20 protein-coding genes are annotated in these 26,312 nt (G+C 38.6%); 11 read left to right on the top strand and 9 right to left on the bottom strand.

The annotated features are described in order from the left end of the window. Positions 1-57 precede the first annotated feature (57 nt). The 4 genes from ABE34_RS21390 to ABE34_RS21375 form a co-directional block, all read right to left on the bottom strand. Positions 58-933 (bottom strand): glycine betaine ABC transporter substrate-binding protein, encoded by an 876-nt coding sequence (locus ABE34_RS21390; RefSeq protein ID WP_197144466.1) that lies wholly within the window; start codon positions 931-933, stop codon positions 58-60. Between the two features lie 49 nt (positions 934-982). Then, complete coding sequence (locus ABE34_RS21385; protein WP_197144465.1) at positions 983-1,837, bottom strand: ABC transporter permease; 855 nt, start codon at positions 1,835-1,837, stop codon at positions 983-985. Continuing rightward, positions 1,830-3,029 carry a quaternary amine ABC transporter ATP-binding protein gene (locus ABE34_RS21380; RefSeq protein ID WP_197144464.1) on the bottom strand — a complete coding sequence of 400 codons (1,200 nt, stop codon included), beginning with the start codon at positions 3,027-3,029 and terminating at the stop codon, positions 1,830-1,832. Before ABE34_RS21380 ends, ABE34_RS21385 begins: the two co-directional genes overlap by 8 nt. 281 nt (positions 3,030-3,310) lie before the next feature. Continuing rightward, entirely contained in the window at positions 3,311-3,946 is a 636-nt protein-coding gene (locus ABE34_RS21375; protein WP_197144463.1) for a TrkA C-terminal domain-containing protein, read from the bottom strand. Positions 3,947-4,219: 273 nt separating this feature from the next. Here ABE34_RS21375 and ABE34_RS21370 point away from each other — a divergent pair, with 273 nt between their 5' ends. From ABE34_RS21370 to ABE34_RS21355, 4 genes are read left to right on the top strand one after another with little or no spacing between them, the layout of a single operon-like run. After that, a complete protein-coding gene (locus ABE34_RS21370; RefSeq protein WP_197144462.1) occupies positions 4,220-4,951 on the top strand; it encodes a GTP cyclohydrolase II in 732 nt (243 codons plus the stop codon). 14 nt (positions 4,952-4,965) lie between these two features. After that, positions 4,966-6,075, top strand: coding sequence for a bifunctional diaminohydroxyphosphoribosylaminopyrimidine deaminase/5-amino-6-(5-phosphoribosylamino)uracil reductase RibD (ribD, locus tag ABE34_RS21365; protein WP_197144461.1), 1,110 nt, complete (start codon positions 4,966-4,968; stop codon positions 6,073-6,075). Further along, complete coding sequence (locus tag ABE34_RS21360) at positions 6,072-7,157, top strand: FAD-dependent monooxygenase (RefSeq protein ID WP_197144460.1); 1,086 nt, start codon at positions 6,072-6,074, stop codon at positions 7,155-7,157. Before ribD ends, ABE34_RS21360 begins: the two co-directional genes overlap by 4 nt. Positions 7,158-7,173: 16 nt before the next feature. After that, on the top strand, positions 7,174-7,737 hold the full coding sequence (locus ABE34_RS21355) for a 5' nucleotidase, NT5C type (protein ID WP_197144459.1): 564 nt from the start codon (positions 7,174-7,176) through the stop codon (positions 7,735-7,737). A gap of 207 nt (positions 7,738-7,944) precedes the next feature. Here the strand turns inward: ABE34_RS21355 and ABE34_RS21350 are convergent, their stop codons facing one another. From ABE34_RS21350 to ABE34_RS21330, 5 genes are all read right to left on the bottom strand, one after another. Continuing rightward, complete coding sequence (locus ABE34_RS21350; protein ID WP_197144458.1) at positions 7,945-8,712, bottom strand: IclR family transcriptional regulator; 768 nt, start codon at positions 8,710-8,712, stop codon at positions 7,945-7,947. Between the two features lie 86 nt (positions 8,713-8,798). Next, on the bottom strand, positions 8,799-9,941 hold the full coding sequence (locus tag ABE34_RS21345) for a CaiB/BaiF CoA transferase family protein (RefSeq protein ID WP_197144457.1): 1,143 nt from the start codon (positions 9,939-9,941) through the stop codon (positions 8,799-8,801). Between the two features lie 20 nt (positions 9,942-9,961). Next, positions 9,962-10,768 (bottom strand): enoyl-CoA hydratase/isomerase family protein, encoded by an 807-nt coding sequence (locus ABE34_RS21340; protein ID WP_197144456.1) that lies wholly within the window; start codon positions 10,766-10,768, stop codon positions 9,962-9,964. A gap of 66 nt (positions 10,769-10,834) precedes the next feature. Continuing rightward, entirely contained in the window at positions 10,835-11,911 is a 1,077-nt protein-coding gene (locus tag ABE34_RS21335; RefSeq protein WP_197144455.1) for an acyl-CoA dehydrogenase family protein, read from the bottom strand. Beyond that, positions 11,908-13,068 (bottom strand): acyl-CoA dehydrogenase family protein, encoded by a 1,161-nt coding sequence (locus tag ABE34_RS21330; protein ID WP_197144505.1) that lies wholly within the window; start codon positions 13,066-13,068, stop codon positions 11,908-11,910. The genes ABE34_RS21335 and ABE34_RS21330 overlap by 4 nt, the downstream gene beginning before the upstream one ends. A gap of 261 nt (positions 13,069-13,329) precedes the next feature. Here ABE34_RS21330 and rpoN point away from each other — a divergent pair, with 261 nt between their 5' ends. From rpoN to ABE34_RS21295, 7 genes are all read left to right on the top strand, one after another. Continuing rightward, positions 13,330-14,667, top strand: coding sequence for an RNA polymerase factor sigma-54 (gene rpoN / locus ABE34_RS21325; protein WP_197144454.1), 1,338 nt, complete (start codon positions 13,330-13,332; stop codon positions 14,665-14,667). A 540-nt stretch (positions 14,668-15,207) separates the two neighbouring features. Then, positions 15,208-16,623: an amino acid permease gene (locus ABE34_RS21320; protein WP_197144453.1), complete on the top strand. Its 1,416-nt coding sequence runs from the start codon at positions 15,208-15,210 to the stop codon at positions 16,621-16,623. Between the two features lie 222 nt (positions 16,624-16,845). Next, positions 16,846-18,492, top strand: a complete 1,647-nt coding sequence (locus tag ABE34_RS21315) for a sigma-54 interaction domain-containing protein (RefSeq protein ID WP_241747228.1) — start codon at positions 16,846-16,848, stop codon at positions 18,490-18,492. 503 nt (positions 18,493-18,995) lie between these two features. After that, positions 18,996-20,327: an aspartate aminotransferase family protein gene (locus tag ABE34_RS21310; RefSeq protein ID WP_197144452.1), complete on the top strand. Its 1,332-nt coding sequence runs from the start codon at positions 18,996-18,998 to the stop codon at positions 20,325-20,327. 308 nt (positions 20,328-20,635) lie between these two features. Further along, positions 20,636-22,033 (top strand): aldehyde dehydrogenase family protein, encoded by a 1,398-nt coding sequence (locus ABE34_RS21305; RefSeq protein ID WP_197144451.1) that lies wholly within the window; start codon positions 20,636-20,638, stop codon positions 22,031-22,033. A gap of 190 nt (positions 22,034-22,223) precedes the next feature. Next, positions 22,224-24,248, top strand: a complete 2,025-nt coding sequence (locus ABE34_RS21300) for a hydantoinase/oxoprolinase family protein (RefSeq protein WP_197144450.1) — start codon at positions 22,224-22,226, stop codon at positions 24,246-24,248. 22 nt (positions 24,249-24,270) lie between these two features. After that, positions 24,271-26,247 carry a hydantoinase B/oxoprolinase family protein gene (locus ABE34_RS21295; RefSeq protein WP_197144449.1) on the top strand — a complete coding sequence of 659 codons (1,977 nt, stop codon included), beginning with the start codon at positions 24,271-24,273 and terminating at the stop codon, positions 26,245-26,247. Positions 26,248-26,312: the final 65 nt, after the last annotated feature.

Genomic DNA, 26,312 nt, shown 5'->3' with positions numbered 1-26,312 from the left:
CAAAACCTTTAAAAAAGACAGACAACCTTTTGTCAGTTGTCTGTCCATTTTTAAAAATTATTTTTTTACATCCTTCGTCCATTCAGCAACTTTGTCTGGATTAGCTTCAACCCAATCTTTAGCAGCTTGTTTTGGGTCTTTGCCATCCATAACTTCTAGCATAACGCTCTCTAAGTCTTCTGAAGTCCAATGGAAGTTATCTAGTACAGAATATACATCTGGTTTATCTTCTTTTAACCCTTTACGAGCGAATGTGTTAATTGTTTCTTCTCCACCAAAAGTTCCTTTTGGATCTTCTAAATATTTAAGGTCATATTTAGCGAATTTCCAGTGAGGAGACCAGCCTGTCACGATGATGTCTTCTTTATTTTTAATTGCTTTAGCAAGAGACGTTGTCATAGCACCAGATGAAGATGTTATTAGATTCCAATCTGCTAAGTTATCATATTCATCTAAAGCTTTTTCTGTAGCAGCTGTAATTCCAGCACCAGGCTCGATACCCGTAATAGTATGATCTGCTTGATTTTTTAAATCTTCAATCGAATTAACGTCCATATAGCTTGGCACTACTAGACCTATTTTTGCACCAGCAAGGTTTTCGCCTAGCTCATCAAGATCATTCTTATATTTTTTGTACTGTTCTCCATGAGTATTTGGTAACCAAGCAGCAACCATACCATCTGCGTCACCTTTTGAAACAGCCTCCCACATAATTGCATTATCGAGTGGTGTTAATGTTACATTGTAACCTAAATCCTCTAGCACCTGCCCAACTACATTAGTGGAAGCAATTTCTGTATCCCATTCAACGTAGGCTAAATTGACGTCTTTTGAGTTACCATCGCTCTTACTTGAATCATCACCACTACATGCAGCTAGCAAAAAGCCAAGCCCTAAAGCCATTCCTAATTTAGTTAAAGTTTTCAGTTTCATTGAATCTTCCTTTCGTATAGTAATAATGTAAATCTTAATTCCTTGTTTTTTATACGGCTTTCTTCTTATTAAAGCTTTGTGTTAATCGGTCTATAACAATGGCGAAAATAACAAGACCTAGACCTGCAACAAAGCCATTTCCGACCTGTGTACGTTGTAGTGCAGTTAATACTTCACGTCCAAGACCTGGTGCACCAATCATTGAAGCAGTTACAACCATTGAAAGTGATAGCATAACAGTCTGGTTAATCCCAGCCATTATAGTTGATTTGGCAAGAGGAATTTCCACTTTAAATAGTTTTTGACGCGACGTACTACCATATGAATCCGCAGCTTCTACCAATTCTTTTGGTACTTGGCGAATTCCTAGGTTCGTCATACGTACAGTAGGTGGTAAGGCAAAAATAACGGATGCAAATACGCCAGGTACTATCCCAATACCAAAGAAGGCAACGGCAGGAATCAAGTACACAAAGCCAGGCATTGTTTGCATGAAATCGAGTATCGGCTTAATCACATTTTCAGCTACTGTTGACTTGGACATTAGAATGCCAAGTGGAATACCTAAAATGATGGAGATGATACTTGAAAAGAGCACGAGCGTAGTTGTTTCCATAAGATGTGTCCATAAGCCTTGATTATAAATAAATAACAAACCAATTAATGAAAACGTTGCGAGCCCGAATTTTTTGCCGGTAACGAAAAAGGCAAAAATGACAACAAGTAAAATAAGAATAATCGGGGGAATGCTAACTAATAAATCAGTGACTTGATTCATGAGTAGTTTTCCATTTTTTTGAATCAAGTTAAAAAACAGTGAAAAATTACTCGTCAACCAGTCCATAACTGATTCTACCCACGTTCCTACGGGTATAGCTGGGATATTGTCTAAAAAATTATTCATCTGCTACTACCTCCTCATCGCTAGTTGAAAGTGCTTCGATGACAACGCCCCGGATGAGAACACCAAGTAAGCGCTCATTTTTTACAACGGCAATAGGAGTAGGAGAGTTATGAATCATGCCTAAAATATCTTGTAAAAGCATATCTGGTGGAACAGTCAAGATTTCAGATTGAACAATTGAATGTACCGTTTGTTCTTGTCTTTTAGCTGCAGCCCGTGCGTCGTCAGCAGTAATAAAGCCTTTCAAATGTCGATTTTTGTCAACGGCCATTAGTAAACTAACCGTTTCTTCGCGCATTCGTTTAAGTGCCACGGTCGGTCCATCTACATCTACATTGACATATACAGGTCGAACCATTGCATTTTCAGCTGTTAATACTTTAGAGCGATCGACGTCTTCTACGAAGGTTTTAACATAATCATTTGCGGGATTTGTTAAAATTTCTTCTCCAGTACCAATTTGAATGATTGAGCCATCTTTCATAATAGCGATACGATCACCAATACGTAATGCTTCATTCAAATCGTGCGTGATAAATAAAATTGTTTTTTTCACTGTGCTTTGTAAATCAAGTAACTCATCTTGCATTTCTTTACGAATTAATGGATCGAGTGCAGAAAAGGCCTCATCCATTAGTAATATTTCAGGGTCGTTTGCTAGTGCACGTGCTAATCCAACACGCTGTTGCATACCACCTGATAATTGATTCGGATATTGGTCCTTATAAGCAAGTAAGCCTGCATTTTCGAGAGCCTGCTCTGCTTTGGCTTGTCGTTCTTCTTTTGAGACGCCTCTAATTTCAAGACCATATTCAGTGTTTTGAAGAAGTGTACGATGGGGGAATAAACCGAAGTTTTGAAAGACCATACTCATTTTATTTCTTCTTATATTTCGTAAACTCTCTTTGCCCATTTTAGAAATATTTTCTCCGTCGATATAAATATTTCCGCTTGTAGGCTCGATAAGTCGATTTAAAAGTCGGATAAGCGTTGACTTCCCACTCCCTGATAGTCCCATAATAACGAAGATTTCACCTTCATTTACTGTAAAACTTGCATCGTATACACCAACAGTTGCCCCTGTTTCTTTTAAGATATCAGTCTTGCTTTTTTGTTGCTTGACGAGTTCTAATGCTTGGGGAATATGTTTTCCGAAAACTTTAGAAACATGCTCCACTTTTAATTTTTCCAATAGAACCATTCCTTTCGTAGATCAATTTCGCCTTTGCGTAAATGGCTTGCTTCACTTACGCACATATAATTTGCCACGGTACGTGACATTTTAGGCTTAGTTCTTCTAATACAGTAGGCGTTTAGACACCTACAGAATGAAGATAAATACTATTTGAGGATAATGATACCCAAATATAAACAAGTAACAACTTAACCCTAACAAAGAGTTGTTACTTTTGTCAAATCGACAAAACAGAAAAAATCCGCTTAAACGCTGTTATATCAGCGTTTGAGCGGATTTTAATTTGGATATAAAAAGCTCTGAACTCGAGCGAAACTTTCATCATTACCTATAAAGTAAACGATATCTCCTTCTTCCAATGACACATATGGACCAGGTGATAGTAATAATTCATTTTTACGACGAATTCCGACAATCGTGCTAGATGTATTTTGCCAAAAATTCAATTCCTGAACCGTTTGTTGGATACAAGGGCTTTCTGCTGTCATCTCTAATTGATATGGGATAAATGGATTGACGGATCGGAAATGTTCAGTTCGACTAATAAGTTGTTTAGTCTTATCCTGTAGATTTATTAATTCTTGGTGTTGCTTCTGAATGCTAGTCATAAGCTCATGCTGTAGTTCATGGACAGATTGAACATCCTGGAATTGTCGGACAAAAGATGCAGCCTTTTCATAGGAGATGATAATAACCCCACTACCTTTAGTTGCCTCCACAATTTCCAAGTCTTGCAAAACGGCAATCGCTCTTCTAGCAGTTTCCGAAGAGACATTGTATTGGCTAGCTAGAGACGATCTTGCGTAAATTTTATCGCCAATTCTATATTTTCTTTCCACGATTTTTGAGGCTAGGTCGACAGCTATTTGTTGGTATTTTGGCTGCTTCACCTGAACATTTTTTTCAAATTGCATTCTTAACTTCCTTTCGTCATTACAGTTACCACAGCTTATTATAGACTAGCCTGCACAGAAAAAATAGCACCTCCATAAGCTATTAGTATATGATTACAACGTAATGTAGCAGTTTTTGTTTCTATTTAATTTTTTTTAATAGAATAGGAGCTGTAGTTTGACAGTTTTTAGTTATTATTATAAACTAAGTTACGTAATGTAAGTGTTGTGAAAATACAAGTGCTCAGTTAGTATATGAAGCTAACTGTTTAACAATAGAAGGTTGGAGAAAATATGACAATTACTACTAAAGTTTTGGACATAGTGAAAGACAAAATGACGGTCGTGAAACAATCTGAATCTGAAAATATTTGCCTAGTTGGTCCAGTAAAATTACCGGTGAAACAGGGTGAATTTTCTGCGACATTTCAGTGGTATAACTGGTTAAAAGTGGGGGTTCATCAATCGAAAGAAGAAATCATTGATGGATTAGCATCTGCAAATTTAGCTTTTTTACAGCAGTCATCAGTGCTTGTTTATGGAGATTTTGCACATGCAGAGAATGCTTTAATTCGTATGCATAGCATTTGTCATACAGGTGATATTTTTGGAAGCCAGCGCTGTGATTGTGGCTATCAATTACAGGAATCGATGAAAATGATTGTGGAGCATGGCTGTGGTGCTATTTTCTATTTAGCAGATCATGAAGGGCGTGGTATCGGGCTATTCTCGAAATCGCTTGCTTATATATTACAAGAAGAGGGGTTAGATACGGTTGAAGCAAACCATGCTCTTGGCTTCCCGGATGATACTCGTTCTTATGAAGATGCCATTACTGTGTTAGCTGCACTGCGTTCAAAGCCAGTTACACTGATTACCAATAATCCGAAGAAGCTTGCCGCGTTACAGGCCCACGGTTTAGCAGCTGAAGGGCATGTCCCGTTATGGGGAGGATTAACGGAAACAAATCGTTTTTATTTAGACACGAAAGTAGAGAAATCTGGACATTTGCGCGAAGAGAAGTGAATGGAGGAACGACGATGACAACAGATGAAAAATATATGCAGCTAGCACTTGATTTAGCTGCTAGTGCAAAAGGAAATACGAATCCCAATCCATTAGTAGGCGCAGTAATAGTCAAGGATGGTGTAATTGTTGGAACAGGTTTACACAGAAAAGCAGGTGAACCACATGCAGAGGTGCATGCATTCCGTATGGCTGGAGAACATGCTAAAGGTGCTACACTTTATGTAACTCTTGAGCCATGTTCGCATTATGGAAAAACCCCTCCTTGTGCAAATTTAGTGAAGGAATCTGCAGTTAGTCGTGTTGTTGTAGCGATGCAAGATCCTAATCCTGCTGTTGCTGGACGTGGTATTCAGTTGTTACGAGATGCGGGCATTGAGGTAAAGGTGGGTGTTTTAGAAGCACAAGCTCGCCGTATAAATGAACGATTTATTCATAATATGCTAACAAAGCGTCCATTTATTATTTCAAAATATGCGATGACTTTAGATGGGAAAATAGCTGCCCATACGGGACATTCCAAGTGGGTGACTGGTGAGGCAGCGCGTGAGGATGTTCATCGTATTCGTCATGAAGTGGATGGTATTTTAGTTGGGGTTGGAACTGTTTTAGCTGACAATCCATCCTTAACGACGAGATTAAAAGAAGATTACGGAAAAAATCCAGTACGCATTATTATGGATAGCTCACTTCGTACACCGGCGAATGCCAATGTTTTAAATGTAGAAGAGGCAAAAACAATTATTGTATGTAGTGAAAATGCCGATCCGGAAAAAATAACAGCATTTGAGGCAAAAGGCGTGACTGTATTGCCAGTTCGACATGAATCTGAGGGGCTTGTTGTTGATGATATGCTTGGAAAACTATATCAAAATGGCATTACAGATATTTTAGTAGAGGGTGGAAGTACGATTAACTCTTCATTTTTACAGCAAGGTGCTATTAACAAATATGTAATTTACATAGCGCCTAAGGTTCTCGGTGGTCGTTTATCTTTAACACCGATTGCTGGTCACAATCCAACTTCTATGGATGAAGCATGGGATGTAGAATTTGCTTCGTTTGAGCAGGTTGGGCAGGATTTACGTATCATTGCTTATCCCAAGGTAAGTGAGGAAAAGTGAATTATCAAGCAGATGTTTGTATTGTAGGGGCTGGGCCAGGTGGAGCACTTCTTTCGCACTTACTAGCGAAAAAAGGTCTTTCTGTAATCCTAGTGGAAAAAAACGCAGCACTGGGGCAGGCATTTCGCGGTGAGCATTTAAATGAAGAGGGTGAGGCAGTTTTAAAAAGTCATCAACTTTTTGAAGCGGTCGAGGCACTCGGTTTATTACGTATGAGAAAGCTTGAATATTACACAGAAGGTAGAGCATTTAAAACTATTTTTCCTGATGAAGCTGTAGGACATTTAGGAATTCATGTGCCGCAAGCAAATCTATTAAAGGGAATTTTACAAGAAACACAGCATTTTCCGCACTTTTCATGTTTCCTAAATACGAAGGTGACGAAGCTCATAGTGGATTCTTTTGGCAAATATATAGGTGTCATTGCAACAAAGAATGGGGAAACAATAGAAATAAACAGTCAGCTAATTATCGGTGCTGACGGTCGTTACTCTACGATTCGTAAGCAAGCGCACATTGAAAGTCAAAAGCATAAGCATGGTTTTGATTTATTATGGGCAAAAGTTACTGCACCTCACGGATGGGAGCCATCGATTAAAATGGCTTTAATCGGTGATAAACAGCTATCATTGTTTACGCAGGTAGGTGGGTTTATTCAAATCGGCTGGAATATTGAACAAGGAAGTTTTCCTCAGCTTAGAAAAAATGCATTTACACCATTTATCCAACAGCTTTCAGAGCAATTTCCGGAACTATCCGATACTGTTAAGGAACATATCCAATCGTGGCAAGATTTTGTATTGCTCGACGTATTCAGTAGTCATTGTAACTGCTGGGGGACAAAGGGGCTTGTGCTATTAGGGGATGCTGTTCACACGATGACACCAACTGGGGCATTTGGTCTCAATAGTGCACTCAAGGATGCAGATTGTCTTGCATCACTATTAAATAAAGAGACGCTTGTTCATTTTAACGTACAAGAGTTTCAACAAATGCGCGAGCAAGCAATTGAGGAAGTATTAGCGACGCAAATTGAAAAAGAGCAAACATTTGCGACTAACTTCATCAACAAGGCTTCGTGAAGGGAAGAAAAACAAGATGAAATTTGGCTTTGATATAGATGACACACTCATCGATTTACGAGCACATGCCTTTGGGCTCTATAATAAAAAACTTAGTAAAAATGTGGCACTAGAAACATTTCAAGCTTTGCAAAGAGTTGAAATTCACGAACCTTTTGGATTAACAGATGCAGAAGGATCGGTAATGTGGAATAGTTCATTAGAGGAAATATATTTTACAGATTGTCCTTCTTTTGAGGACGCACTCGAGACGCTTCAAGCTTTGGCACAGCAAGGACATGACATTTATTATATTACTTCGCGTCCAAAACAGTATTGTGAGCAAACTAGAGCTTGGATGGTAGCACAAGGTTTTCCAATCACAGAAGGTCATTTTTTCTGCGGAATGCAGGATACAGAAAAAGTGGCGATCATCAAAGAGCTAGCTTTAGATGTTTATGTGGATGATAAACCAGCTGTATTAGAAACACTGCAAGATGTGAAGACAAAAGTAATTTTAAAAAATCAATCCTATAATCAACATGTTGAACTGCCACGCTTAAATCATTGGGATGATTTCTTAATATTGGTAAATAATTAACTCATTACCATAACGTGTAGTTGATTTCCGTTCCGACTGAGCGCTTTGTAGCTGCCGCTACGCTTTCGCACAGTTAAAACATTTGCCGCTGCCGCTACGCTTTCGCACAGAGCAGAGCTTCCTGGGGGAGTCCGATGAGCCAAATAAACCCGAATAGAGAACACTTAAAAAGTGAACCTATTCGGGGATATTCTTTGTTTCTATCAATCAATATAATTGCTTTTCGATTTCTAATGCGACGCTTTGAATAGTTTCGATTAATAAATTTTCATCATAGTCACCGTAGCGTACTTCTGGTATTACGAGTGACACGGATGCAATGATTTGGTTGGAAGCATTTAAAATTGGTGCAGATAAAGAACATGCTCCACGTACACGCTCACTATTGCTTCTCGCAAAACGCTGACTACGAATCTGCTGTAAATCCTCCCACAGCTGCTCTTTTGAAAGTATTGTCTGATCAGTGATGGATTCGAGACTAATATTCTCTACATATTCTTCAACATCTGGCATAAATGCGAGTAATATTTTTGATGATGCACCTGCATAAAGGGGAGAGGTGTCACCTACAAACATTTTCGTTGAAAGCGGATATGTCGAATCGTAGTTTAAAATACATCGTCGCTCTAATCCGTCAATAATATTCATGGAAACACTTTCGCCTATTTCTTCGTTTAGCTTTTTTAAAATAGGATCTGCGACAATAATAAGACTGGATTCTTCTTTTACTAAATTTCCTAAATACAGAAGTGAATGACCTAATTGATAGCGTTTAGTACGCTCATCTTTGTGAAGAAAGCCTTCGTACACAAAGGTAGAAACGAAGCGTTGTAAACTGGAAATGCTTATCCCAGTTTTTTTACTTAACTCAGTTAGGGAAAGGCTAGGCTCATCTTTTGAAAAAGCTTTTAACACTTTAATAGCTTTGTGCAGCGATGACATTGTATAGTTTTTTTCGAAAATCTCTTGATTCATCCCGTCACCTACGTAATAAAATTTTCCTCGACATCCGCCGGGGTTTTACCTTTATTAATACATTTTACCTTTATTATAGCGCAATTTTATTTTTGTAGAGTGGACTTTTGGAATTCGTTCGTATGTTCTCCGAGTATCGGTGGGGCTAATTTATATTGAATATTTAAATTAGAGAACTTTATCGGGCTTTTGATGAATTTGATTGTCCCGTATTGTTCGTGCTCTATTTCACCAATCATGTCGCGTGCAATAAATTGAGGTTGTTCTAGTGCTTCGGCAATGGTGTTCACACGTCCACCTGGAATTTTGTATTGTTGTAATAGGGTAATCCATTCGTCCCGGGTTTTTGTCATCGTAATGTTAGTAATCATCTGAACTAGCTCCGCTTCATGTTGCTTGCGCATCGTATTTGTTAAATAACGCGGATCATTAGCCCATTCTTCACGTTGCAACATCGTGCAAAACTTTTTAAATTGCCCATCTGTACCGACGCAAATCATTAATGGACCATCCTCACAGTGAAACACTTGATACGGCGCAACATTATTATGACGATTCCCTAGACGTTCTGAGATAAAGCCTGTATTTAAATATGCGCTTGCTACATTTGCTAAACTACTCATCTGAATGTCTAATAATGCTAAGTCGATAAATTGCCCTGTATTTGTTTGGTCACGCATCCGTAAAGCGCTTAAAATACTAATGACTACATAATTAGAGGTTAAAATATCTGCAATAGGGACACCAACTTTTGTCGCTTCTCCTTCAGCTGAGCCAGTAACATGCATTAAACCACTCATCGCTTGAATAACTGGATCGAAGCCTGGTTCTTGTGCAAGAGGACCTGTTTGACCGAATCCTGTTACCGCGCAATATATGATTCTAGGATTCACTTTTTTTAATTCCTCATAGCTAAGTCCCATACGTTCCATGTCACCCGTCTTAAAATTTTCGAGTATGACATCAGCATCTTTGACAAGTTCTTTAAATTTTTCTCTGTCTTCTATTGTCTTTAAATCTAATGTAATCGATTTTTTATTACGATTGGCACATAAATAATACGTACTTTGACCATTTACAAATGGCCCCCAATCACGCATACTATCAGAGCCATTTGGATGTTCTATGCGAATTACTTCTGCTCCTAAATCGGCCAGCATCATGGAGCCTGCAGGGGCAGCATAGACGCGAGATAAATCCAACACTCGAATATTTTCAAGAGGTTGCATTGTTCGTCCTCCTAAACATTTCATTTATAAACAGGCTTACGTTTTTCTACTACTGCGTTTACACCCTCTTTAAAATCATCTAGCTCTGTGACAATCGCCATTTGTGAAGAAATGTAATCAAGGGCAGTACGTAAATCCATCCGTTGACTTTGATAAACAGCACGCTTAATGAATTGCAATGTCGTAGTTGGACGACTTGCTAATTCCTTTGCATAATTCAATGTGTATTCGTCAAGATCTTGGTCCTCGACAACAAATGTCACAACACCTTTGTCTTTTGCTTCATCAGCAGTTAATACACGAGCTGTCCAGAACATGTCTAATGCTTGGTCGATGCCAATTAATTTTGGTAAATAATAAGCACCACCGTCGCCAGGCACGATCGCAACGTTAATATAGCTTTCTGAGATCTTTGTAGATTTTGCAGCGATCCGAATATCGCACATTAAGGCCATATCAAGCCCTGCGCCCATTGCAAACCCATGAACCTGTGCAATAACGGGCTTATCAATTTCTTCAAGGAGAAGGGGGATACGCTGAATCTTTTTCCAAAGAGAATTTTTGCGTGCTAAACCTGTTGAAGAGATATCGTCCTCACTTTGGAAAAATCCTTCACCGGCTTGCATCGCCTTAATATCCCCACCAGCGCAAAATGATTTACCATTTCCTTTTACGATAACGACACGAATATCCTCTGAATCACGGACATTTTCAAGGGCTTCTATCCATTTAGAGATCATCTCTTCACTAAAAGCATTGTACGCCTCAGGTCTATTTAATGTAATTGTGGCAATATGGTCTCGCACTTCAAAAAGTAAATCAGTCATTGATAACACTCCTTATCATGTCATTAGTTTTTTAAAATTCATTACAACTTTGTATAATTAACGTCCTTATCCTTCCACTCTGAGAAGTGAAGAGCTTGCGCTAAATGAAGTTAAATATCCCCATAGGCTTTCTCCGCTTTTTTCCAATAGTTGTGTTGCAACAAAATGAGTCCAATAAGAGGTGCTGGCTCCTTCATCGCGCCATGACCAAAGTCTGCGTGTAAACTGATGCAAACTATGTTCGTGTGTAGTACCAATCGCAGCGTGTACTTGATGCGCGATTGTTGTCACTGCTTGAATAATTTCTTCAAAACGAATGCAAGCGTAAGCAACCTCACTATTTTGACTGTTCATCTGAAGGGCTTCTGTAACATTATTAAATGCTGCAAGAGCAATCGCCGTTTCACCTGCTAAATTTACTATATGCTGTTGAACGAGCTGGAAGCGATGAATCGGTCGACCGAATTGCTCACGTTCTTTCGTATATTGAATAGTTAAGTCATTTATTTTATCGATCGCACCGGTCATCAGTGCTAATTGGAACGCAGAATTAAGTGTTGTTATAGTGTGTATCTTATCAGCAGGTAACACAGCAGATATTTGTGAAGCCGTAGCACGTTGAAATATTACAGTATCTCGCGGCTCGCTTGCTAAATTCGTACCTAGCTTAATTTCAGCTTGGCTTAAATCTATTTCTACAAGATGTGTACCCTCCGTACTATTGGCAAGAGTCACTAGGTGTTTTGTATGACGTGCCCAAGGGACTTGAATCGCCTCTCCCGTCAATTTGCCATTTTCTAACGTATAGGCTTGATTAGGGCATAGCATATACGTAGCCAAATCCTCAATGACTTGTAACTGCGTAAACTGCAGTAAAAAATTGGCGAATGTTGTTTCTATAAAGGGAATCGGTGCAGCGTATTTTCCAGTTAAACGAACAATGTTTAGTAAATCCTCTATGTCGCCACCAGCACCGCCATTTTCTTCTGAAATAGCTACAGCAGTCATTCCATTTTCTTTAAACAGTTCCCATAGTTCTGGTGCCCAATTACCTTGTTCCACTGTATCGACTAAATCTTTATCAACTTTTTCTTTTAACATACGCTCTACAACATCAACGATCATGTCTTTCATTTCACTCATTGTGCTATAACCCCTTTCGCTACAACGCCATACAGTACTTCTGAAGTTCCTCCGCGAATAGTAAAACCTGGTGCATGTAAAATGGATTCAGCCATAAAGCGATCGATTTTACGATGTGCGTCAAGTGTTGGATAAGTCTGTACGATTAAGCGTGTGATTTCAGGAATACTTTGCTCAAATTTCGTACCGAGTGCCTTCACAAGCGCTGCAGGAATAGATACATCATCACCATTACCGGATTCTAGAAGTTGAGCTACGCCAATTGATAAATTACGTAAACCCCAAAGACGAGCTACTATTTTAGACGCTTGCTGTAACCCTTCTAAATTTTTTTGGCGCTTTAACTCTTGAATAAGCTCATCGATTAATGGGAATGTACTCAATATTCGCTCTGGACCACTGCGCTCAAAGGCAAGCTCTGCTAATCCTTGAGTCCAGCCGTTACCGACCTCTCCAACAACCATATTGTCAGGTACAAAAACATTGTCAAAGAACACTTCGTTGTAATGATGTTCGCCAGTTAAAAATTTGATAGGAACAACAGTTACACCTTCTGCATGTAAATCGACAATCAACTGACTGAGCCCAGCATGTTTATTTTTGCCATCGAAAGGACTAGTACGTACTAAAGTAACCATATAGTGGCAAAGGTGTGCGTTACTCGTCCATATTTTCTGACCGTTGACAATCCATCCGCCATCTACTTTTTCAGCACGTGTGCTGACCGAAGCGAGGTCAGAACCACTATTCGGTTCACTCAAACCTATTCCAAAGTAGCATTCACCTTTTACAATTTTCGGTAAGAAATAGTCACGTTGCTCTTCTGTTCCATAACGTAAAAGAAGGGGCCCTGTTTGGCGATCAGCAAACCAATGTGCAGCAACTGGGGCACCAACGGCTAAAAATTCCTCTGTTAAAATGTATCGATCGATAGTACTTCTCTCTTGGCCGCCATATTTTTTAGGCCAAGTTAATCCTATCCAACCTTTTTGACCGATTAATTTAGAGAATTCAGGATCATCTCCACTGAGCCAAGAATCACATTTAGGCGTGAAGGTTCCTTTTGCTAATTCATCCTGTAAAAACGTTCGAACATCTAAGCGAAATTGCTCTTGGTCTTGTGTAAACTGCACAGTTGGTAAATGAAACAATTTGATTCACTCCTTAAATTTTACCGTAATGTGGTAATTATTATCGTATATGTGTATTTTATGATTACTAACATGTGTAGTCAATTACTTTTTTGAATTATTAGAAAATTTTTAAAGGTGGAGTAAAGAAGTTTTATGACGTATCACCATACGACTTTTAGCTTTTGCTAATGAGCTATGTGTAAAAATAAAAATTTCATTAAAAAATGGAAAGTTGCAGAATAAACGTGTTATTATGTAGAAAATTCTGTTTTGGAGGTGTAGGGTATGCAATTGGCTATCGAGACTTCCCAAAAAATTATTCAAGTATTATCACCACAATTAGTACAGCATTTGGAAATACTACAATATACAACGAATGAGCTAGAACAGTATATTTATGAAAAGGCTAACGAAAACCCACTGTTAGCAGTCACTGATGCTAAGGTGAAAATGCATTATGAGGAAATTATGCAATTAGCAAGCTATTCCGATAAAAATTATTCCGCGCAACATTATGCGCCTCAACATCATTCATTTAATCCCATTGAGATGAAGTTTGCTGTAAAAGAAAGCTATGAGAAGTTCTTACTGGAACAAGTACCTATGCATAAAAATCTATCTTCTATAGATTTGAGAATTTTAACGTTTTTAATTCAATCCTTAGATGAACGTCTATTTTTAGATGTTGATTTAGAAGTTGTCGCTTCTATATGTAAAACGGATGTTATGCATGTTGAGGCATTATTGGACTTACTTCAAACTTTTGAGCCAGTAGGAGTAGGGGCACGTAATTATAAGGAGTTTTTATTCATTCAGGTAGACAGTGATGCGCTTGCTCCAAAATTGGCCTCTCGATTTATCGAATCGGATTTAGAGCTAGTAGCAGCACAAGCTATTAAACAGTTAAGTAAAAAGTATAAAACGTCTCTATATGAAGTGCAGAAAACAATCCGCTATATAAAAAATTTAAATCCAGTGATAATGGGAGATCAATTGGAAGCGGTTCCATATGTCATGCCAGAAATCGAAGTAGAAAGATTAGAAGAGGAATGGCTGATTAAATTAAATCGTGGATATTTACCAGTCGTTACTATCGATAAACAGTATGTTGAAATGCTAAAAAATAATCCGAATTGTAAAACATATTTCAAAGATACAATGAGAGATGCTCTTTTATTATTACAAGGAATTGAACAACGTGATAAAACACTGTATGAGCTAGCTAGATTGCTAGTGGAGTTGCAAGAAGATTTTTTCCATAAAGGTATGGAGGCATTGAAGCCTATGCGGTTAAAAGATGTAGCAGATAATTTAAGTCTACATGTATCAACAATTAGCCGAGCAGTGCGTGGGAAATATATAAAAACCTCTCATGGTGTGTATGCTTTACAATCGTTATTTACAAAAGGAGTAATGAATATTTCTGGGAAAATGGATTCAATTATGTATATTAAAAAGCGGCTCAAACAATTGATCGAGGGTGAGGATAAACAAAAGCCTTTAACTGATCAGCAAATTAAAAATACTTTGAATGTGGAAGGGATTCAAATATCTAGACGAACAGTAGCGAAGTACAGGGAAGAGATGAATATTATGAGTTCATTTAATCGAGTATATGGATAGGCAAGATGATGTAAATGAACTGTTAATGATGTATTTTTGCATCAAAATTTGAAAATCGCATATGAATACATTTGTTGCTATTGCTTCGTTTCGCACAGAACGTTTGTTGCTACCACTTCGCATACACACAGAAAACATTTGATATTGAAAAATTTCTTATCACAGAATTCTGGGATGAGGATGTTTTGGACACATGCTGAAAAGCAGTTTGAACGTATGCCATGCATTAGTTGATTGGAGTGGAGGCTGGGCGACTCCTTGGGGATTAGCGTCACAGATGAGACCCTGCAGCGAAGCGGCTCATCGGACGCCCCCAGGAAAGCGCCCGGCCGGAACGGAAATCAACCTCACGCTGTGCTAATGAGCCTTAAAATTACCGAGGTGGAAAAATACACTAACAATAGAAATGCAGATAAATAAATTTCTGAATTTTTTTATAATTTAATAGGTTTGGCATCAGAATTGCTCATTAAACTGTAGGCATTAAAGTAGAGAAAAGGGGCTAGTAAATGTCTACATAAAACACAAAGGGGTGGTTTAATGGGAACTTTGCAAAAATCACTGAAAACACGGCATATTACAATGATTTCCATTGGTGGGGTTATTGGTACAGGGCTTTTCGTAGGGACAGGAAAAAATATTTTAAGTACCGGTCCAGCAGCGGTGGTTTCATATGCGATTGCGTGCTTACTCATAGTGCTGATCATGCAAATGGTTGGGGAAATGGCAGCTGGAGAAATTGTATTAGGAAAGAAATCAGGAGGCTCGGCAGAGTTAGGTTCATTTGCTTCATATGCAGGGAAGTATATTGGTCCATGGGCAGGATTTACAGTAGGTTGGCTTTATTGGGCAAGCTGGGTATTTATTGTGGGGTTAGAAGCAGCACTTATAGGGGGAATGCTGCACAATTGGTTTCCGATGATACCAACATGGCTTGGAAGCGTAGGCATAACGTTATTGATGACAATCGTTAATATTTATTCAGTAAAATCATTTGGTGAATTTGAATATTGGCTTTCCTTCGTTAAAGTTACGGCTATTGTTGTATTTTTAATAGTTGGTATAGCCATGATTTTAGGGATTTGGCCAAATTCTGAACCGAAGGGATTAGGTATTTTAACGGAATTTGGTGGATTTGCACCAAATGGCATTGTCCCGATTTTTACGGCAATTGTCTTTGTTATATTCTCGATATGTGGTGCTGAGGTTGCAGCCATTGCGGCAGCAGAGTCAGAAAATCCAGCGAAAAATATTGTCCGAGCCATTCGCAATGTTGTCTTTCGATTAGGGTTATTTTTTGTAGGCTCAGTAGCTATTATGGTTTTACTTATACCTTGGAATGATACAAAAATGTTGGCAGCGCCTTACGCAAATATTTTAACAATGGCAGGGCTTCCAATTGCTGCTCAACTTATTCAAATAGTCATATTTATTTCACTAATTTCTGTTTTAAATTCCGCTCTTTATACGAGCTCACGTATGTTACTAGAAATGTCGCGTCAAGGCGATGCACCAAAAATATTCTCACAAATTAAAAATCATCGAGGTGTGCCTGTTCCAGCTGTTATTGGTAGTACGGTGGTTGCGTATATTTGTGCGATGTTATACTTCATTTCACCTGAAGTTATTTTCTACTTTTTGGGGAATTGTGTTGGAGGATTAATGATTGCAGTTTATATTTTCATTGCTATTTCACAAATTCGTTTCCGACGTCATTATGACAAAGTTTCAGATGAGGTATTATCGATTAGAATGTGGCTATTTCCATATTTATCGTATGTCACAATTGGTATTTTAACTGTCGTTTATTTCTGCCAGGCTCTCATTGAATCTTTACGTTCACAATTTTATTTAAGTACATTAGTATTGATTGGCTCAATTGTGTTGTTCATGATCATGCGAAAGCTGTCGACAAGACCTACGGAGCAAATAGAGGAAAAGCTAGCCTCAGAGTAGAATTCTATAAAATACAAAAAATTCGCGATATTCCTGCGAGATATCAGGCCGCGAAAGAACTTAAAGGATGCTTTAAGTTCTTTCGCGGCGTATAGATGCCCCGTAGAAAGAGCGGATTTTTTTGTATGAATGGATAAGGTGTGTTAATTAGGAAAAAGGGTTTATAAAACCAGTACAACTGTTAATCGATAAAGATTTAAAGTTCGAGAGGGAGTGATCTAGTTGTCGATAACTCAACTACATAAAGATGAGCATTTTTTTATTGTAAAAAATGATGAGGTAATGATTAAAAGTGATATCCAAATAGAGCTTCTTGAAAAAATAATAAAAAAACATAGTGAAGGAGCGGAAACCTTTGAGGTAGAAGATTACTTTATTCATGTTTTAGAAACTTCTCAAGGTACCTTATTTTATGCAAAACCATTCATGCAGTATAGCTATATAGATTTTATGAACCCATTGTCCATAAAAGTATTAAACTCCATATCCGATGGGGTTACAGTATGTGATAGCGATGGCAAAATTTTATTTCAAAATGATATTGATATTGAAATTGTTGGCATTGATTTAATGGGGAGATATGCAAAAGACGTTATCGCTGAAGGATTAATGAGTGATTCCATTTCGATGAAAGTAATTGAATCAAAAGAAAAAGTAACGATTTTGCAGACATTTATTAATGGAAAATGTTTCTTAGTTTCTGGTAAGCCAATATTTGATGAATGCGGTGAATTACAATACGTAGTAGCAATTACACGTGATATGACACAATTAAAATTGTTAGAGAAAGAAGTGAAAAAATTAGAAGTTCAAAATGAGAATTTTAAAAATAAGCTACATGCCCTACATAATAAAGAAACAACAAAAAGTAGTTTAATCGCTGTGTCTTCAGAAATGATGCAGGTTGTTAAGCGGGTTATGAGAGTTGCAGAGGTAGACTCCACTGTATTAATTGGTGGTGAATCGGGCGTTGGTAAAGAAGAGATTACAAAGCTTATTCATGCTAATAGCCGGCGAAACGATAAGCAAATATTAACGATTAACTGTAGTGCGATCCCTGAGAATTTATTAGAATCTGAACTTTTTGGTTATGAGGCAGGAGCATTTACGGGTGCAGCAAAAGGTGGTAAGGCAGGGTTATTTGAGATTGCGTCTGGTGGTACAGTGTTTTTAGATGAAATTGGAGAGATGCCATTACTACTACAGGCGAAATTATTACGTGTCCTCCAAGAATCAGAAGTACAGCGTCTAGGTAGTGGAAAGCCTATTCCAATTGATGTACGGATAATTGCTGCGACAAATCGGAATTTAGCCGAAATGGTAAGGCAAGGTCAATTTCGTGAGGATTTATATTATCGTTTAAATATTATCCCAATTGAAATTCCTCCTTTAAGATATCGTCGTCAAGATATCATCCCACTAGTCTACCATTTTTTAGCTGTTATTGAAGAAAAATATGGTATCCATCGAACAATCGAATCATCTGCAATGAAAATATTAGAGTGTTATGATTGGCCAGGAAATGTACGACAACTAAAAAATATGGTAGAGCGTATTTGCTTGCTAGCAACGCAGCCTGAAATAACAGCGTATATTGTGCAACAAGAGTTAGATAGTAACCCAATTATAATACGTGATTTAGAAAATCCTCTAGAAATTCAAAACATCCAGGAACCGATTGTAACCCCTAAGTTTAGCGGTACGTTAAAGGAGCAAGTAATGGCGTTTGAAAAGCAGATTATTAAGGAAGCTCTATCAAAATTTCCAAGTATCCGGCAGGCTGCTAAATCACTTGGCTGTGATCAGTCAACATTGGTACGTAAAATACAAAAGTTGCAATTAACGAAACAAATTTCATATAAAGACTAATGATGTGTTTTTGCATCATAACTTCATTTGTGAAAGTAACGCTGTAATATTGCAATACTCACTAATTCATACAAGTAAAATGATGAGATGCAATATTAATATGTTAGTTGTTTAGAAGAAAAGGGGCATTTTCAAAACTGAAAGTGTTCCTTTTCATTTTGTAGCGATTTTTGTGAATCAACAATATAATGCGTTGTAATTTTTTGATTAATTATTAAATGATTGGAATGATATTTGTTTAAACGTATGCGATGTAGTTGATTGGAGTGGAGATTGGGCGACTCCTCGGGGATCAGCGTCACAGATGAGACCCTGGAGCGAGCAGAGCGAGTGAAGCGGCTCAGCGGACGCCCCCAGGAAAGCGCCCAATCGGAACGGAAATCAACCCCACGCTATTGCAATAAGGCAATATTTTTTTCGTTAAAAGAATTTTTTCATCAGTTGGCATGAGAATTGCTATTAAAAAAGTGTATGAAATTATAAACGAAAAGAGGTTGGCATTTATGACAATTCAACTAAAAGAAGAGTTAAAAACGTTAGATCAAAAACATTTTCTGCATCCAACAACGTCGATCGAGCAACAGCAAACACAAGGTCCTGCAGCCATTTTTACAGAGGGCAATGGCATTTACTTAAAAGATATAGAAGGAAATATATACATTGATGGCATGTCTTCTTTATGGAATGTAAATATCGGGCATGGCCGTAAAGAAATTGCCGAAGTGGCGAAGGAGCAAATCTCTACATTAGCATTTAGTTCCTGCTTCGCATCATTTAGCAATGAACCAGCTATCCGTTTAGCGACGAAAATAGCTTCTTTAACGCCGGGAGACTTAAATACTGTATTTTTCACTTCAGGCGGCTCAGAGTCGAATGATACAGCGATTAAAATAGCACGTCATTACTGGTTACTAAAAGGGCAGCCAGAGCGTCAAAAAATTATTTCTCGTACACATTCATACCATGGTGTAGCTATGGGGGCTACAAGTGCGACAGGCTTACAAGCATTTCGTGACTTTACCAATTCACACGCCCCTGATTTTCACTATGTTTACAGCGAATCTGTACGTAATTTACGTGAAACGATTGAAGCATTAGGTCCTGAGACTGTGGCGGCATTTATTTCTGAGCCCGTACAAGGTGCAGGGGGAGTTAATATTCCACAAAAAGATTATTTTAAAGAAGTGCGAAAAATTTGTGATGAGTACGGTATTTTATTCATTGCAGATGAAGTTATTACGGGATTTGGTCGTACAGGAAAATTTTTCGGTATGGAACATTACGGGGTAGTTCCAGATATGATGTCTTTCGCTAAAGGCGTATCAAGTGGCTATGTTCAACTTGGTGGGGTGGCGATATCCGAAACAATTCATCAAGATTTATGTGAGCTTTCTAAAGGGACATTCATGCACGGATATACTTACAGTGGTCATGCACTCGCTTGCCAAGTTGGATTGAAAAACATAGAAATCATTGAGCAAGAAAATCTCGTTGAAAATGCTGCAAACATGGGGGAAGCCTTGTTAGAAGGATTCCGAGCACTGCAAGAAAAATATAGCTTTATCGGCCGTGTGCGTACGCTTGGATTACTTGGAGCTATTGAACTAGTGAAGAGCCGTGAGACGGGCGAATTGTTTGAGACTGCTCTTAGTCCAATCTTTGTACAAGAGACGATGAAACGAGGATTGATCCTACGAACGGTCACGTATGATCAAGATACAGTTGTTTTTTCTCCACCTCTCATTCTATCAAAAGTAGAGCTAGATGAAATGTTGCGTATTTTAGACGAGACATTTGAGCATATACGTAAAACAATTGTTGAAAAAGCGATTTAACTTTTTTCAGCTAATGTTTTGGTAGCGAAAGCAAAGCGTCAGCTATAAACCTGAATGAAGTTAAAAAGCCTCCGGCGGATGTCACGGAATCGGAAAGGAGTTCAACATAGGATGTTAGCCTAAAATCATCGCATCCATGCGATAACGGCTAACCGACCTGCATCGGTAAAAACGGCACGTCCTGTGGCATTACCGAAATGACCGACATCGTGTCGGCCCTCACGCAGCCTAAAGCCGATTCCGGACGCAATTATGCCGAGGCATAATTGATATAGGTGTAAACGTTCATTATTTGAAGGAGGAGTTTTATGACAACGATCGTTAGAGAAATACGAGAACAATTTAATCCAGCGAAACCAACTCAATGTATAGGCCAAGTTGAGCTTTTGACAATAGATGAAACGAAAGAGGTTATCGTTGCAGCTCAGGATGCATTCGAAGGGTGGAAAAATACGTCTTCTGTTGCACGTGGAGAAATTTTACGTGTGACAGCAGACTTGCTTGAGAAAAATATTGATAAGGTCGCTGAAGTAGCTTCGAGTGAAATGGGTAAAACGAAAAATGAAATGTTTGGTGAAGTAAAGCGAGGTGCTTCCATTTTACGTTATTTTGCTCAAGAAGGGATGCGGGCAAAAGGTGAGGTGTTACCGTCAGCTAATGAAGCGAAATTGCTGTACACAATGCGAGTACCACTTGGTGTCGTTGCTGCCATCACACCTTGGAATTTCCCTGTCGCTATTCCTATATGGAAAATTGCACCTGCATTAGTGTACGGCAATACAGTAGTTTGGAAGCCTTCTATTGAAAGCGCTTTAACAGGTAAATTAATAGGAGAACTATTTGAACAGGCAGGCTTACCTAAAAACGTGTTAAATGTTGTGCAAGGTCGTGGTTCAAAAGTGGGGCAAGTATTATTGGAGGCACCTGAAGTAAAGGCGATTACATTTACAGGTTCAAATAGTGTGGGGCAAAGTATTTTAGATACTGCTGGACCTACTAATAAAAAAATTCAGCTCGAACTTGGAGGCAAAAATGCAGCGATCATTTTGGCTGATGCTAATATAAATCAAGCTGCAAAATTAACAATTGAAGGTGCGATGAAGCAAACAGGGCAGCGTTGTACAGCAACTAGTCGAGTTTACATTGAGGAAGCGGTTTATGAAAAGGTAGTAGAACAGTTAATCGAAGAAGCTAAAAAAATTGAAGTTGGTGTCACGATGGGACCTGTGTCATCCAAAGGGCAATATGATGCTATTTTAAGCGCCATAGAAAAAGCAAAACTAGAGGGTGCAGAGCTTGTATTTGGCGGTGGTCCTACGAAAGGTATGTTAGAAGGATACTATATTGATCCAACAATCTTTACGAATGTAACCCACGAGATGTCGATTGCTCATGAAGAGATTTTTGGACCAGTTTTAGCTGTCATCAAAGTAAAGGATTATGAAGAAGCGATTCAATTATCGAATGATTCTAATTTTGGATTGAGTGCTTCTATTTATACAAATAACATTCCGAAAGCATTTGATTTTATTAATCGTAGCGAAGTTGGACTTGTACAGGTTAATGATGAAACGGGGGGAGCAGAACCTCAAGCGCCGTTTGGAGGAGTGAAAAACTCAAGTACCGGTGCCCGTGAGCAGGGGCAGGCAGCGAAAGAATTCTTTACAACGTTTAAAACCATTACGATTGGTACAAAAAGTGAGTAAAAATTTATCGTGAAAGAAATTTAAAATAAAACAAAAAAATATATGTCACATATGCCTCGGTGTAATGACCCAGATTTTTCTCGAATTGTAGTGCAATAACTTTAAAAATCTGGGGCATCTGCTCGAGGCATTAACTATATATTAAAAAACTTTTGGGTTTTAAATTTATTAAACGAAAGAAGGTAGAGCTATGACACAAAGTCGTTTAGCAATTGATGTCGGTGGAACGTTTACAGATGTATTTGTTTTTAATGAAGAAACGGGAGAAGTATTTGTTACAAAAACGTCGTCGACACCTGCCAATCCGGAGCAAGGAATTTTAAATGGCGTTGCAAAAGCCGAACTAGATGGCAAGGATATTAAAATTTTTTCTCATGGTACAACAGTTGGAACGAATGCGTTAATTGAGCGTAAGCTGCCAAAAACAGCTCTTATTACGACAAAGGGCTTTAGAGATGTCATTGAAATTCGCCGGGGGACGAAAGAAGATATTTGGGATACTTATAAAGATACTGCGAAGCCTTATATTCAGCGACGGGATCGCTTTGAAGTGACAGAACGAATAGATTATGAAGGGAATATTCTTCAAGCTATTGATGAAGAGGAAATACGTTTATTAGCAAAAAAATTAAAACGTCGGGGAACTGAATCCATTGCAGTATGTTTCATCAATGCTTATGTGAACGGGGAAAATGAGGCGAAAGTTAAAAAGATTTTAAAAGAAGAATTACCGGATGTCTATGTGTGTATTTCAAGTGAGGTACTTCCGGAAATTTTTGAGCATGAGCGTATGAGTACAACGATTATTAACGCTGTTCTTGGGCCGATTATGAGCAATTACATTAGTAAGTTAAGCGATGAAATGCAGAAAAAGGGTTATGACGATGAAATATTAGTATTACATTCTGGTGGTGGCGTCATGACTTCAAGTACAGTTCCTCGCTATGCTGCTAGATTGGCAAGTTCAGGGATTGCTGCTGGCGCAATTGCAAGTAAGCATATCGCAAAGTTGTGCGGATTTGACAATGCAATCGGCTTAGATATGGGTGGTACAAGTACTGATATTTCACTGATGTATAAGGGAAATATTCGAATCACAAAGGATTGGTCGATAGAATATGGCTATCCAATTGGTTTTCCGAGCATTGAAATATTAACAATAGGAGCCGGTGGAGGTAGCCTCGCTTGGCAAGATGAAGGCGGTTCTTTACGAAATGGACCTCAAAGTGCAGGGGCAGTACCAGGTCCAGCTTGTTATGATCGAGGAGGCACTGAGCCCACTAACTCAGATGCAAATTTAGTGTTAGGACGTCTAGGTGTGGATTTATTAGATGGAACTATGCAGTTAAACAAAGTGGCAGCTAGAGAGGCTGTGAACAAAATCGCCAATGCATTCGATCAAACGGTTGAGGAAGCAGCAAGTGCCATTATAGAAGTTGCAAACGCCAATATGAGTGATGCAGTTCGCTTAATATCCGTACGGAGAGGCTATGATCCTCGTGATTTCGCACTTGTTGCTTTTGGTGGTGCGGGTCCATTACACGGAGCTTATTTGGCAAAAGATTTAAACATCCCAAAAGTCATTATTCCTACGCATCCAGGTGTTGCAGCAGCAATGGGATGTTTACTAGTAGATGTACGCCATGATATTTCTAAAACGTATGTGAAAAAACTTGATGAAGTAAGTGTAGAGGAGCTGACAAATCAATTTAATGAATTGCGAGAAGAGGCAAAAGCATTATTAGAGGAGGAAGGAATAGCAGAGAATACATCAACATTAACAAATTATATTGACCTTCGTTATAAGGGACAATGGAGATCTCTAGCTGTTCTCGTATCCGATGAAATCACTTCCTTAGATGCTATTTTGGAAGCGTTCCATAACGAACATGAACGAGAATTTGCATTTTCCGATAAGGATCAAACCGTAGAAATATTTGGCTTACGGGTAACGGCTATAGGCACTGTACCAAAACCTAATTTCCCACAATATGTTGCTGAAGGCTCACTGGAAGATGCTTTTAAAGAAACACGCCCTGTTTATTTTGAGGGTAAATATATAGAAACTAACGTGTATAATCGCGATAAAATACCTGTTAACACACAATTTGCTGGTCCAGCCATTATCGATCAGCTGGATACGACGACCGTTATTCCACCAGGATTTACTGCGGAAGTAGATGTCTATAAAAATATCATTATAACAGTGAACTAATAGCGATAAGGAGGAATGGGCAATGAGTACAACGAAATTGGAGACAAATCATAAGGTCCAAAATTTAGACCCAGTAACATTTGAAGTGTTAAAAAACGGCTTTGTCAATTTAGTGGATCAAATGGCTGAACAAATGCTGCGTACATGCTACTCGTTTGTTATTTATAATCGAGACTTCAGCTGTGCATTATGCGATGCGCAAGGGAATACCGTTATGCAAGGAACGCAAGATATTTCCGTACATGTAGGGACTTTGCATTTAACGGCAAAAGCTGTCTTAGAGGATTTCGCGGATGATATCCATCCAGGTGATGTATTTTTAGTAAATGATCCTTATCGTGGAGGAACACATTTCAGTGATGTACGTGTAATTTTACCGGTGTTCCATGCTGATAAACTAATTGCACTTATGCAAACAAATGGACATTGGGCGGATGTCGGTGGCTCTAATCCAGGTTCCTTTGATATTACAGCAAAGGAACATTACGGGGAAGGTTTACGAATCCCCCCTGTCCGCATTTATAGTAAAGGTCAATATTTAACAGATGTAGTGAAGATTATTGTCATGAATATGCGCATTCCAGAGGAACGTATTGGAGATTTGCGGTCTCAAGTGGAAGCGGCGAAAGTTGGAGAGAAACAACTCAAAGAAATGATTGAAAAGTACGGCATTCAGACAGTGCTAGTAGCTTTTGAAGAAGTTCAAAATTATGTAGAACGATTAATGAGAGCGAAAATTAAAGCTTTACCAAAAGGTCAATGGGATACGGTGGACTATATCGACATGGACCCACAAGTAGGAGATGGCCTTATCCCGATTCGTGTGAAAATGACGATAACAGAGGATGAAATAGCTTATGATTTAAGTGATTCACATCCTTATATTAGCTGTTTTTTAAATGCAGGGTTTGGCTCAGCACTTTCTGGTACTTATGCAGGAACGAAAACATTTTTCCCAGAGATTCCGCTGAACTCAGGATTTTATCGTGTCGTGAAAATATTCCTCCCTGAAAACTCTGTTGTCAACGCACCTAGCCCAGTAGCTGTTTCTGGCTATTGTTCAGGAGCGTTTGAAAAAATTATGAATGCTTGCTTTGAATTATGGTCAAATATTATGCCTGAACGCGCTATCGCATGTTCATTTAATTTAGAATATTTATTAGTAGGTGGGTATGATCAACGAAGAGATGGTAGTGAATATTTTATGTGGTATGACTGGATGGCTGGTGGCCATGGTGGACGTATAGACCGTGATGGTGCGAATACTACCTCACCAGTGTTCGGGGTAGGCTTAAGTGTTCAACCATGCGAAGGGCAAGAGCGTTTGTCACCAGTTGTTACAACGAAGCATGAAATCATTATAGACTCTGCTGGTCCAGGTAAATACCGTGGCGGCTGTGGTGTAGAAAAGGGAGGCGTTTTAACGAATGTAAACCAAACAGTGATGTCCTATTGCTGTGATCGGTCTCGTTCCATTACATGGGGCATTATGGGCGGCCTACCTTCTATCGCGCAGGGAGCAATTTTAAATCCAAATAAAGAGGATGAAAAATTTTTAGGCACGATTTTCTCCAATGTCGAGTTGAAGAATGGAGATTCCTTTTCACGTCCATCAGCAGGAGGTGGTGGCTTGGGTGACCCATTAACACGAGATGTCAACGCTGTTTTAGAAGATGTTATTGATGAATATGTTTCGATTGAGCGTGCAAAGCTTGATTATGGCGTAGTCATCCATGAAATTGACCGAGACATGGATGCCTTCGAAATTGATATGGCAGCAACAGTAAAAGAACGCGATACAATTCGCAAAAATCGCCATAGATGGCTGGAAACAGATCCAATTGAAGTTGAACAGATGTATAACAAAGGTGAAATTAACCAGATGGATGTTGTTCGAAAATATGGTGTTATTATGGATTACCAAACAAATGAAGCATTGCCATTTTCAACAGAGCAATACCGTGAATCGATGAAGAAACGCTCTTTGGCCTACTGGTGACAGATAACGTTCTTGCGCGATTTGATCAAGTGTCAATAAAAACTTTAATCATAATAAGAGAGTAG

Origin of the sequence: Lysinibacillus sphaericus (genome assembly GCF_015844675.1) — a bacterium.
Lineage (GTDB): Bacteria > Bacillota > Bacilli > Bacillales_A > Planococcaceae > Lysinibacillus > Lysinibacillus sphaericus_E.
The sequence above is the reverse complement of the archived record's forward strand: the minus strand, read 5'-3'. Positions and strand labels throughout refer to the sequence as shown.

Excerpts from the sequence above, each read along its gene's own strand:
- ABE34_RS21345 (WP_197144457.1), bottom strand. The coding sequence starts at position 9,941 with ATGCAACCTCTTGAAAATATTCGAGTGTTGGATTTATCTCGCGTCTAT.
- ABE34_RS21295 (WP_197144449.1), top strand. The coding sequence starts at position 24,271 with ATGAGTACAACGAAATTGGAGACAAATCATAAGGTCCAAAATTTAGAC.
- ABE34_RS21305 (WP_197144451.1), top strand. The coding sequence starts at position 20,636 with ATGACAACGATCGTTAGAGAAATACGAGAACAATTTAATCCAGCGAAA.
- ABE34_RS21320 (WP_197144453.1), top strand. The coding sequence starts at position 15,208 with ATGGGAACTTTGCAAAAATCACTGAAAACACGGCATATTACAATGATT.
- ABE34_RS21385 (WP_197144465.1), bottom strand. The coding sequence starts at position 1,837 with ATGAATAATTTTTTAGACAATATCCCAGCTATACCCGTAGGAACGTGG.
- ABE34_RS21375 (WP_197144463.1), bottom strand. The coding sequence starts at position 3,946 with ATGCAATTTGAAAAAAATGTTCAGGTGAAGCAGCCAAAATACCAACAA.
- rpoN (WP_197144454.1), top strand. The coding sequence starts at position 13,330 with ATGCAATTGGCTATCGAGACTTCCCAAAAAATTATTCAAGTATTATCA.
- ABE34_RS21310 (WP_197144452.1), top strand. The coding sequence starts at position 18,996 with ATGACAATTCAACTAAAAGAAGAGTTAAAAACGTTAGATCAAAAACAT.
- ABE34_RS21370 (WP_197144462.1), top strand. The coding sequence starts at position 4,220 with ATGACAATTACTACTAAAGTTTTGGACATAGTGAAAGACAAAATGACG.
- ABE34_RS21300 (WP_197144450.1), top strand. The coding sequence starts at position 22,224 with ATGACACAAAGTCGTTTAGCAATTGATGTCGGTGGAACGTTTACAGAT.
- ABE34_RS21355 (WP_197144459.1), top strand. The coding sequence starts at position 7,174 with ATGAAATTTGGCTTTGATATAGATGACACACTCATCGATTTACGAGCA.
- ABE34_RS21350 (WP_197144458.1), bottom strand. The coding sequence starts at position 8,712 with ATGAATCAAGAGATTTTCGAAAAAAACTATACAATGTCATCGCTGCAC.
- ABE34_RS21340 (WP_197144456.1), bottom strand. The coding sequence starts at position 10,768 with ATGACTGATTTACTTTTTGAAGTGCGAGACCATATTGCCACAATTACA.
- ribD (WP_197144461.1), top strand. The coding sequence starts at position 4,966 with ATGACAACAGATGAAAAATATATGCAGCTAGCACTTGATTTAGCTGCT.
- ABE34_RS21335 (WP_197144455.1), bottom strand. The coding sequence starts at position 11,911 with ATGAGTGAAATGAAAGACATGATCGTTGATGTTGTAGAGCGTATGTTA.
- ABE34_RS21390 (WP_197144466.1), bottom strand. The coding sequence starts at position 933 with ATGAAACTGAAAACTTTAACTAAATTAGGAATGGCTTTAGGGCTTGGC.